We start from the raw sequence: 10,307 nt of genomic DNA on the forward strand, positions 1-10,307 counted from the left end.
GATCAAGTTCGATCGCACGCCCGGGCCGCTGCCTTTTGCGGCCCCGACGCTGGGGCAGCACACCTCGCTGGTAATCGCATCGCAGAAGCAAGGCTGCGACGCGGACGCTCGATGAGCTGGCAAGTCGACTGCCCGAACAGCAGCGGCGGCGGGGCGCCCCGCACCGAGGCGCCGTTGGCGCCTGCGACGCGCATACGCACATCTACGACCGCCGCTTCACCACCTTCGGCGCACCCGATGCCGTTGTCGACCATGCAACCGTCGACGACTACCGCCTGCTGCAGCAACGGCTCGGCACGCCACGCACCCTAATCGTGCAGCCGCGCGCTCACGGCACCGACAACACGGTCACGCTCGCGGCAATCGCGTCGCTTGGCCTGCAGCGCGCCCGCGGCATCGCGGTGGTCCGGCCCGACGTGACGGACGACGAACTCGCGCGCCTGCATGCCGGCGACATCCGGGGCATCCGGTTCACCCTTTACACGGCCACCAACGCCGCCACCGATTTCACGATGGTCGAAGGGCTGGCGCAGCGCGTGCATGCGCTGGGTTGGCATGTGCAACTGCACTGGAGCGCCGATCAGATTGCCGAGCACGCGCCACTGCTGGCACGCCTGCCCGGCGCGGTGGTGTTCGACCATCTGGCCCGCTTGCCACAGCCTGATCCGCAGGCGCACCCGGCATTCGCCATCGTGAGCCGGCTGCTCGAGAACGGGCGCACATGGATCAAGCTGTCGGGCGCCTATATGGATTCGACGGTCGGCGCCGCAGGCGGCTATGCCGATACCGACACGATCGCCCAACGCTGGGTCCATCAAGCGCCCGAGCGCCTGGTCTGGGGCAGCGATTGGCCGCATTCGACCGAACCGATGCGAAAGCCGGACGACGTTGCGTTGTTCGACGTCCTGGCTCGGTGGGTTCCCGACGAAGCCACAAGGCACCGCGTGCTGGTCGAGACCCGACGGAGCTCTACCAGTTGTCCTGAAACACAAGACCGAGACATGCCCCTTAAAAAACATCTCCTGAAGTCCGTCGTGGCCCTCGCGGCCTGCGCTCCGTTGCTGGCCGCTGCCGCCTGGCCCGACAAGCCCATCCGCATGGTGGTTCCGTATGCGGCAGGCGGCGGCGCCGACATTACGGCGCGCATCGTGGCGCAGCAGATGAGCGTCGCGCTCGGCCAGCAGATCATCACCGCCTCAACGAGCAGGCCAAGATCAACATGCGTGCCCTACAAGGGCGGCGCGCCAGCGCTGACCGATGTGATGGGCCAGCAGGTGTCGACCTATTTCGGCAACGTCGCGTCAACCTCGAGCTACGACAAGTCCGGCAAGCTGCGTGCGCTGGCCGTGAGTTCCGCCAAGCGCGTACCCAGCTTGCCCGACACGCCGACTCTCGCCGAATCGGGCCTGCCGGGCTACAACGTGGTGGAGTGGAACGGCGTGTTCCTGCCCAAGGGCTCGCCGCAGGACATCGTGCAGAAACTCGGCAAGGCAGTCGGGGCGGCCGTGAACGACCCCAAGGTCAACGAGAAGCTGCTGCAGCTTGGACTCGTGCCGGCCGGCACTTCGCCCGAATCATTCGCGAAGTTCGTGCAGGAAGAGAGCGCCCGGGTGAACGCGCTGGTCAAGGCGCGCAACATCCACGTGGACTGAGGCGTCGATCGTCCTCAGCCCCGGAAGATCACATCTTCGGTGGCCAGTTGTGAGCCTCCCCCTGGCAGCTCTTGCACCAGGCATAGAGCGCGTCGTACATCACCATTCCGTGCTTGAGCATCTCATGGTCGTCGCTGAAGTTGTGCGACAGACCGAGCGATAGCGCATACAGGCCGGCCGACTGCGGAGTCAGTTCGAGTCTAGAGGTGTCTGCGCCTCGCACGATGACCGCCAACTGCTGCAAGGCAGGATCTCGCAGGTGGTATTTCTCGAGGAATGCGTCGAAGCTGCAATGGTCTCCAACGTGCGTCATCTCGACTCCCGGGATGTCGTACGGCACGGCGTCTTCCCTCTCAGCCGTCGTCAGGACCTGATCGGCCGGGACGTAAAGGAACCGCGGTGCGTCGTCGATGAAGCGCGCGATGAGCCACGGACATGCAATGCGGTCGATCTTGGGCCGCTCACGAGTCACCCATTTCATGATGTTGCTCCTTTCGGTTCTACCTCTCATGCAAGCAGGGGCCGCAGAAACGTCAGCGCCAACCCAGCCAGGCCGGAGGCCAGGACCACCGGGATGACGCCAACCTTGAACCGGAACAAGGCCACCGCCGCCGCCAGGCCGATCAGCGCCGAGGGCCACTCGAAGGGGCCGGAAAGCCCTCGTGGCCAGAGCACGTGGTAGGCGAAGAAGACGGCGAGGTTCACGATGACGCCCACCACGGCGGCGGTGATGCCGGTCAGCGGGGCCGTGAACCTGAGATTGCCGTGGGTCGACTCGATGAAGGGCGCACCCAGCAGGATGAARAAGAACGAAGGCAGGAAAGTGAAGAAGGTCACCACCGTGGCGGCCACCGCGCCCGCCACGAAGAGCGCGTCCGGACCGAAGATGGCCTTGCTCCAGCCGCCCAGGAAGCCGACGAAGGACACCACCATGATCAACGGGCCGGGTGTCGTCTCGCCGAGCGCCAGTCCATCGATCATCTGCGGCGCGCTCAGCCACTGGTGATGCTCGACCGCGCCCTGGAACACATAGGGCAGCACCGCATAGGCACCGCCGAAGGTCATCAGCGCGGCCTTTGTGAAGAACCACGCCATCTGCGTCAGCACGGCGTCCCAGCCGAAGAGCGCGGTCAAGGTCCCGATGGCGGCGAACCAGAGCGCGAGGCAGACGGCCAGCACGCGGCCGAAGCGCCGCCATGTGAACAACGCATGCTCGGGCGTCGGTGTGTGGTCGTCGATGAGCGCCGGGCCGAGCGAGGTGCTCGCGTGGCCGTGCCCGCCGGCTGTCGTGAACTTCGCCGGCGCGACGCGGCCTCCGGCATAGCCGATGACGCCCGCGGCCAGCACGATCAGCGGGAACGGCAATTGCAGCGCGAAGATGGCCAGGAAGGCCGCCACCGCGATGCCCCACAGCCACGCGTTCTTCAAAGTCCGGGAGCCCACGCGCCAGGCCGCATGCACCACCAGGGCAGTGACGGCGGGCTTGATGCCATAGAACACGCCGGCGATGACCGGCACGTTGCCATAAGCCATGTAGACCCACGACAGGCCGATGAGGATGAACAGCGAGGGCAGCACGAACAGCACGCCGGCGACGATGCCGCCCCAAGTGCGGTGCATCAGCCACCCGATGTAGGTCGCCAACTGCTGCGCCTCGGGACCGGGCAGCAGCATGCAGTAGTTCAGCGCATGCAGGAAGCGGCTCTCGGAGATCCAGCGGCGCCGCTCGACCAGGTCCTCATGCATGATCGCGATCTGCCCGGCCGGCCCTCCGAAGCTGATGAAGCCCAGCTTGAGCCAGTAGACGAAAGCCTTGCCAAAGCTTAGCCGCTCGGGTGCTGCGGTGATGCTATTGGTGGTCATTGGTGTGCCTTCAGAGCGGCGTAGAGCGTGTCGAAGAGGACAAACGAAGCGGCAAGCAGCGCGTCGTCCTTGCCGTGCTGTGCCTGGAGGCCGCGCACCATGGTTTCGACGCCGGTCGCCTCGTCGACGGGAATCCCGCCGACATCGATGTAATGCACGAGTTCTCCGAGACGGCGGATGCCCGGGTCGTCTTCAAGGCCGAAGGTCTGCGCCACGACCTCGAAGCTGACCTTGTCGCCGACGTGCGTGAAGGTCGCGCCGTCGAAGTCGAAGCCAAGAGCGCCTTTCGGGCACTTGCCAGGGTCCGCCAGCCAGACAAAGCGCGGGGAGGAATCGACGAAGCGCTGAATCAACCAGCCCGTTGCGAGCCGGTCCACCCAGGGACGCTTGCGCGTGGCCCACGTCTTGCCCTGGAAGGCCTCAGGTGAAAGTCTTTCGATCGTTCCCGAGGCGGCCATCGGCTCGCCAGGGGAGAGCTTGCGTTCAATCTCCGTCCGCAGAGTCTCCAGTCCGGCTGCCGTCCTTGCGGCGCTCTTGCCCGGGAAGAAGTCCGTCGCCTGGATGGCCCTGAGCTGTTGGTCGAGGCCGCGCAGTGACTTGCGCAGGTCTGCTTCGTCAGCGGACTTGAGCGTGTGCCAGGTCTCCTTCAGCGCTTGTGCAAAGTCGGCGTATTGCTCGGACCGGTCGAACAGGGCGAGGAAGGTCTTCTCCTGCGCTTCGTCGCGGGCCTTGAGGACCAGCATGTGAGCTTCGGCGCCGCCGTCCTGGATGGCTTTTTCGATGGCCCACAGGTCGTCTGCCGACGCTGCGGTCGAGGGAAGGATGTAGACGCCGTCCCTCAGGGTTGCGCTGCCCGTCGCCTTGAGCGAGCGCCAGATGCGAACCCGCAGGCCGCTGGGAGACGTCGGAAGCGATGCGGTGAGGACCAACCAGTCATTCATGTAGCAAGTATCGCATGATGTGATAGTTGTTTCGCCGGATGATGTCCGGATCGGGACGATGGGCCGGTTGACAAAAGCAGATGGCTACTTCACGCTCCTCCCCCCAATGGGCTCGACCGGGCATCCAAGATGAGATTCGACGGAAAGACAGCAGTCGTCACGGGCGCGTCCTCGGGCATCGGCAAAGCGAGTGCGCTTCGCTTGGCTGCAGAGGGCGCGTTGGTCATCGCGGCAGACATCGACGCGGACGGCGGTGAGGCACTGTCGAGACAGTCGGAAGGCCGCATTTGGTGGCATCGACATTCTTTTCAACAACGCGGGCGCCGGCGGCGCCAGGGAGAGAATCGACGAGATAGACGCCAGCGGCTGGGACCACACGATGAGCCTCTTGCTGCGCTCCGTGGCCATGGGGATCCGTCATGCCGTGCCGCACATAGTCGCCCGCGGCGGCGGATCGATCGTCAACACCGCCAGCGTGGCGGCACTGTCGGCCGGCATGGCGCCGACCGCCTATTCGGTGGCCAAGGCAGGGGTGCTGCACCTGTCCAGGCTCGCGGCTGCGGACCTCGCCAGACACCGGATCCGCGTGAACGCAATCTGCCCTGGCTTCATCAAGACGAATATCTTCGCCGCGTCCATGGAAGTTCCAGACCCGTTGAAGGATCAGGTCAACGACATGATCGCCGGATTCGCGGAGCGGGCTCAGCCGGTCGCCCGGGGCGGAAGGCCCGAGGACATTGCCGGCGCGGTGGCCTTTCTGGCCAGTGAGGACGCGGCGTTCATCACAGGAACCCATATCGTGGTCGACGGTGGCATCCTGGTCGGACCACGCCCCAGTTGGGACCCTGCGACCCCGGGGATGTCTGACTCGATCCGTCAGCTGATCGACTCGCCCAAAGGCTGAGGGGACGCCGCGGGGCCGGTGAGTCACCGCTCGCATCTGGCTGTGGAAAAGATGACAGGCGACGCACCAACTTGGCGTGCTGCAGTGCAGAGCCCCGACGCACGCAAAGCGTGCCGCTGCCAATGAGGAATCGGCGTTGTGCACTGCACCAAAATGCGAAAGTCAAGTCCCTGTTTTCCCCTCGGGCGGTGCATGACTCTGTGGATAACTGCCTGAGCAACTCGTCGGAGCCGCATGCTGCTTGGGCTCCACTACGGTGCTCATGGAACGAGCATTCGAGCCCGAAGTTCAATGTTTTTGTTCGAAGCTGCCCGCGCGAGTGGCTATGCCTTGGTTGTCGACTTGTAGCCGAGGGGGCRCTCGYCGCGCTTGATTCGCAACGCTCGCAGCTTCAGTGCTTGCTGGTACGCCATGGCTATGTCGGATTGCACGCCGGATGAGCGGTCGCGCGGCCACAGCACCGCTTGGTCAAATGCCTGCAACACGGCTTCGGGAGTCATGAGGATCTGCAACGGACGGGGACAGGGAGTCAGTGTTCTGGGCAGCCTTCGGAATGTCAAGAACCGGGGACTGTGCAAGCGTCGGCCCTGCGCCATCGACCCGAATCCGGACAGACGATGGCCCGTGCGCCGTTCAGCCGGACTTGCTCTTCGTCCAGGGTCGACGAGGTGGCGGGGTCGATGTCGAAAGCGACCCGAAGTACGCGTCCCACATGGGCATCCTCGATCGGAAGCTCCCAGCTCAGGAACAGTTGGGTGCAATCCTGGCCGGGTGCGAAATCGGCTGCGTCGAAGCCGCTGCTGCATCGCTGAATGACGGCGTGAGGCTGTCCCGTGTCGAATATCACGGCCGTGCCCCGGGCCAGGGGAATTCGATGACCCGTAGAAGGAAAATGCAGGTCCAGGCCCCTGTCCTCGCTCAGGAAGAGATTGCAGAATGCCGCCCCGCCATAGTGGGCGGCGTCATGGTGGTACTTCGCGCCGCGGCAGGCCATGAGGGCGACCTCACTCGAGTCGAGCACCTCATGCAGGCCAAGCCTGCGCGTCCAGTCGGCCGCCGCCTGCACGCAGTGCCTGTAGTCCGGCCAGCGCGCGCGCGCTCGCGCCAGGGGCAGTGGCTCGACGTCTCCGGGTTCCAGCCCCAGGCGCAACGATATCTCCCTTTCCCAGTCTGCTTGCAGGCGTGCAGGGGGCTCGGGCACGTCGACCGTGCCGGTCAGCACGACATCGCTGACGCTTCGGCTCCGGATAGCATCGCCACTCCAGAAATAGGCAACAAGGCGCTCTGGCACGCCATGCGGTGGAGGGGAGGGGCTCATCGGAATCAGTGTACTGAGGCGAGCGGGTCGGTCTCGATTCAAAGTGTCGAGGGACGCGCGCGGCTTCAGGACTTCGCCGGCAGCTCTCCGGCGCCGCCCAGCGCCTTCGACACCGCGACCAGGCCCAGCGCCAGGCGGCTGGTGCTCTCGGTGTAGTCGCGCTGGGCCTGCAGCCAGGTGCGCTGGGCATCGAGCTGCACCAGGAAGTCGGTCAGGCCGTGCGCGTAGCGCACCTGGGCCAGCTGCAGCGCGTCGCGGCTGCTGCGCTCGCGCTCGGCCAGCTGCACGTTGCGCAGCCGTTCGGCCGAATAGGCGCTCAATGCATCGTCGATCTCGTGCCAGGCCTTCAGCACGGTCTGATGGTAGGCGACGGCGGCCTCCTGCTGCTGCAACTCGCTCAGGGTCACGGTGGCGCGCCGGCGTCCGCCATCGAAGACCGGCAGTTGCAGGCTCGGTCCGACGAACCATTGGCGGCTGCCCCAATCGCCGAAGGTGCTGGCGTCGACCGATTCGAAGCCGAAGCTGGCGCCGATCGTGATGCGCGGATAGAGGTCCGCCACGGCGACGCCGATGTTCGCCGTGGCTGCATGAAGCTGCGCCTGGGCGAACTGGATGTCGGGGCGGCGCAGCGCCAGCTCCGAGGGCAGGCCCAGCGAGAGATCGGGCAAGGCGCGTTCGGTCGCGTCGGGCCGGTCCGCGAGCTCCGCCCGCAGCGCGCCGGGCCGCTCGCCGAGCAGCAGCGTGATCTGGTTCACGGCCGCCGCCTCCTGCGCCAGCAGCTGGGGCAGGCGGGCGCGCAGATCGGCCGCCTGGGCCCGCTGCCGCGTGACGTCGAGATCGGTGCTGAGACCGCCGTCGGCACGCGCCTTGACCAGCTCCAGCGTTTCATCCGCAGCGGCGATGTCGGAGCGTGCGATGCGGATCTGGTGCTGAACTGCACGCAGCGCGAAGTAGTGGCGCGCGAGCTCGGCCTGCACGCTGAGCTGCACCTGCGCCAGCAGCGCCTGCGAGGCCGAGACGTTGGCGTCGGCAGCCTCGATCGCGCGCCGCACGCGGCCCCACAGGTCGATCTCCCAAGTAGCGTCGAAGCCGGCCTCGTACAGGTCGTGCGGATCGCTCAGCGTCTGGATCAGCTGCCTGCGGTTCAGCGGGTTCAGGGCATCGATCAGTCGCGTGGGATCGCCGTTCTCGCTTTGCCGCGCGCGCCGCGCGCCGGCCCTGGCGCCGACTTGCGGAAGTTGCTGCGACTGGACGACCCGCAGTTGCGTGCGGCTCTGCGCGAAGCGAAGTGCCGCGGTCTGCAGGTCGGGGCTCGCGGCCAGTGCCTGCGCCTCCAGCGCATCGAGGACCGGGTCGCCGAACATCGTCCAGCCGGCCGGCGCCGCYGCGCTTGCACGCTCGCGTTCCTGCGGCGGGATCAGCTCCGGCGAGCCGCCGTGCCAGTCCGAGAAGCTCGCCGGCGCCGCCGGCGTTTCGGGCTTGAAATCGGGCCCCACCGCGCAGCCGGCCAGCGCCAGCGCCGCCACCCAWGCCAGGCGATGCAGAGAGCGAAAGGAGGTTTTCATGTCGGTGTCCTTGGAAGGAAGGGTTTCAGACCAGGCGATGACGGAACAGCCAGGCGGCCAGCGGCAGCGTGATGGCCGCGATGATGACAAGCGGAATGAGGTTGTGCCAAACGGCGAGCAGCCCCACGCCCTCGAGGTACACGCGCTGCACGAGGTCGATGGCAAAGCGCAGCGGGTTGGCCAGCGTCGCAATCTGCAGCACGCGCGGCATGTTGCTCACCGGCGTGGTCAGACCCGACAGCAGCATCATCGGCATGATCAGCACGAATGTGTAGAGCATGGCCTGCTGCATGTTGGCCGAGACGGCCGAGATCGACAGCCCGACGCCCACGCTCGCGATCGTGAAGAACGACAGTCCGATGTAGAGCGTGACGAACGATCCCGCCATCGGCACCCGGAACCACAGAAGCGTGATAAGCAGCACGAGGGTCGACTGCACGAGCCCGATCAGCACCGGCGGAATGGCCTTGCCGATCATGATCTCGGTGGGCGACAGCGGCGTGACGAGCAACTGGTCGAAGGTGCCTTGCTCGCGCTCGCGCGCAACCGAGAGCGCAGTAAGCAGCAGGGTCTGGATCATGCTGAGCGCGGCGATCATGCCGGGCATGAAGTTCCAGCGGGTCTCGAGGTTGGGGTTGAACCAGGCGCGCGATTCGATCGCCACCGATGCCTGGAGCCCGCCGTGCCGCTGGCGCCATTCGTCGTTGAAGCTGGCCACGACCGAAGCGACGAAACCCGCCGCCGAGCCCGCGGTGTTGGAGTTGCGTGCATCGATGACGACCTGGATCGGCGCGGCCTCGCCCGCGTTGAGCTGCTGCGCGAACTGCGGCCCGATCTGGATCACGACCAGCGCGTCCTGCGCGTTCACGATGGGCGCGATCTGGTCGGGCGACGTGAGCGTCGCCGCGCGGCGGAAGACACCGGTGCCGTCGAGCTTGGCGATCAGCGCGGTCGAGGCGCCGCTGTGGCTCTGGTCGAGCAGCGCGTAGTCGACGCGGCTCAGGTCGTAGGTGGCGGCATAGCCGAAGAGCAGGCTCTGCATCAGCGCCGGCACGACCAGGATGACACGGCTCGACGGGTCCTTGAGGATCGCCAGCAGCTCCTTGCGGCACAGGTGGGCGACGCGCCGCACGAAGTCGATGAATGAACCGTTCATGATCCTCAATCCAGCTTCTTGCGCGTGACGAAGCGTGCGACGCCGAGCAGCACCACGGCGTAGGCGATCAGGATCGCGCAGTTCCTTAAGATCAGCGACCACACGTTGCCCGCGAGGAACAGCGTGCGGACCAGCTCCATGAAGTAGGTCGCCGGCAGCGCGTGGCCCACGATGCGAACGACGGTCGGCACATTGCGCAGGTCGAACAGGAAGCCCGACAGCATCAGCGACGGCAGGAAGCTCGAAATCAGTGCCACCTGGCTGGCGAGGAACTGATTGCGCGTGACGGAGGAGATGACCAGGCCCACGGCCACCGCGACCAGCAGATAGAGCATCGCGCTGACGACGATCGCGATGAGCGAGCCATGCATCGGCACCTCGAACAGGAAGCGCGCGGCGACCAGGCACAGCAGCAGGCCGACCATGCCGATGCCGAAGTAGGGAATGATCTTCGCCAGCAGGATTTCCACCGGACGCACGGGCGTGACGAACAGCGCCTCCAGCGTGCCGCGCTCCCATTCGCGCGCCATCACGAGCGCGGTGAGGAAGGCGCCGACCAGCGTCATGATGAGCACGATCAGCCCCGGCACGAGGTACCAGGTGCTGGTGTTGGCGGCGTTGAACCACAGCCGCTGCTCGATGGTGACCGCGCCCACACCGGGCCCCGCGCCTGCGCCGCGGTCGGCCAGCCGCAGGGCGTTCTGCGCCAGGGCGCCGCTCGCATAGCGCAGCACGATGCCGGCCTTGTTCGCATCGGCGCCGTGCACGATCACCTGGATGGTGGCGTCGCCGGCCGCGAGCCGGCGCGAGAAGTCGCCGGGCACGCGCACGATGCCGTCGACCTTGCGCTGCTGCATCAGCGTCTCGGCCTCGTGCATCGAGCCCAGCATGATCGGCGAGATGTACGG

9 protein-coding genes and 1 pseudogene are annotated in these 10,307 nt (G+C 66.3%); 2 read left to right on the forward strand and 8 right to left on the reverse strand.

All coding sequences use genetic code 11. From position 1 onward, the window contains the following. Positions 1-200 precede the first annotated feature (200 nt). The gene (locus AC1DY5_RS27945) at positions 201-1,652 is read left to right on the forward strand and encodes a tripartite tricarboxylate transporter substrate-binding protein (protein ID WP_478116694.1); all 1,452 of its coding nucleotides are present in this window, start codon (positions 201-203) and stop codon (positions 1,650-1,652) included. Between the two features lie 28 nt (positions 1,653-1,680). On the opposite strand, the gene AC1DY5_RS27950 is transcribed toward AC1DY5_RS27945, so the two are convergent. The 3 genes from AC1DY5_RS27950 to AC1DY5_RS27960 are packed head-to-tail and all read right to left on the reverse strand — an operon-like array spanning position 1,681 to position 4,456. Continuing rightward, positions 1,681-2,133 carry a chromate resistance protein ChrB domain-containing protein gene (locus AC1DY5_RS27950; RefSeq protein ID WP_478116681.1) on the reverse strand — a complete coding sequence of 151 codons (453 nt, stop codon included), beginning with the start codon at positions 2,131-2,133 and terminating at the stop codon, positions 1,681-1,683. Positions 2,134-2,159: 26 nt separating this feature from the next. Beyond that, positions 2,160-3,515, reverse strand: a complete 1,356-nt coding sequence (chrA, locus tag AC1DY5_RS27955) for a chromate efflux transporter (protein WP_478116683.1) — start codon at positions 3,513-3,515, stop codon at positions 2,160-2,162. Next, entirely contained in the window at positions 3,512-4,456 is a 945-nt protein-coding gene (locus AC1DY5_RS27960) for a chromate resistance protein ChrB domain-containing protein (RefSeq protein ID WP_478116685.1), read from the reverse strand. Before AC1DY5_RS27960 ends, chrA begins: the two co-directional genes overlap by 4 nt. A gap of 129 nt (positions 4,457-4,585) precedes the next feature. Here AC1DY5_RS27960 and AC1DY5_RS27965 point away from each other — a divergent pair. Beyond that, positions 4,586-5,360: pseudogene (locus AC1DY5_RS27965) on the forward strand (SDR family NAD(P)-dependent oxidoreductase). Between the two features lie 323 nt (positions 5,361-5,683). On the opposite strand, the gene AC1DY5_RS27970 reads toward AC1DY5_RS27965, so the two are convergent. The 5 genes from AC1DY5_RS27970 to AC1DY5_RS27990 all read right to left on the reverse strand — a co-directional run. Next, positions 5,684-5,860, reverse strand: coding sequence for a hypothetical protein (locus AC1DY5_RS27970; RefSeq protein WP_478116686.1), 177 nt, complete (start codon positions 5,858-5,860; stop codon positions 5,684-5,686). Positions 5,861-5,916: 56 nt separating this feature from the next. Next, on the reverse strand, positions 5,917-6,678 hold the full coding sequence (locus AC1DY5_RS27975; RefSeq protein WP_478116687.1) for a hypothetical protein: 762 nt from the start codon (positions 6,676-6,678) through the stop codon (positions 5,917-5,919). Between the two features lie 65 nt (positions 6,679-6,743). Continuing rightward, a complete protein-coding gene (locus AC1DY5_RS27980; protein ID WP_478116688.1) occupies positions 6,744-8,243 on the reverse strand; it encodes an efflux transporter outer membrane subunit in 1,500 nt (499 codons plus the stop codon). A gap of 25 nt (positions 8,244-8,268) precedes the next feature. Further along, positions 8,269-9,399, reverse strand: a complete 1,131-nt coding sequence (locus AC1DY5_RS27985; RefSeq protein WP_478116690.1) for an ABC transporter permease — start codon at positions 9,397-9,399, stop codon at positions 8,269-8,271. Between the two features lie 5 nt (positions 9,400-9,404). Continuing rightward, a partial coding sequence (locus tag AC1DY5_RS27990; RefSeq protein ID WP_478116692.1) for an ABC transporter permease occupies positions 9,405-10,307 on the reverse strand: 903 nt, incomplete at its 5' end.

It is taken from the genome of Variovorax sp. P4_D9 (assembly GCF_056401695.1).

Coding starts and splice junctions, on each gene's coding strand:
- AC1DY5_RS27975 (WP_478116687.1), bottom strand. CDS start 6,678: ATGAGCCCCTCCCCTCCACCGCATGGCGTGCCAGAGCGCCTTGTTGCC.
- AC1DY5_RS27950 (WP_478116681.1), bottom strand. CDS start 2,133: ATGAAATGGGTGACTCGTGAGCGGCCCAAGATCGACCGCATTGCATGT.
- AC1DY5_RS27985 (WP_478116690.1), bottom strand. CDS start 9,399: ATGAACGGTTCATTCATCGACTTCGTGCGGCGCGTCGCCCACCTGTGC.
- AC1DY5_RS27960 (WP_478116685.1), bottom strand. CDS start 4,456: ATGAATGACTGGTTGGTCCTCACCGCATCGCTTCCGACGTCTCCCAGC.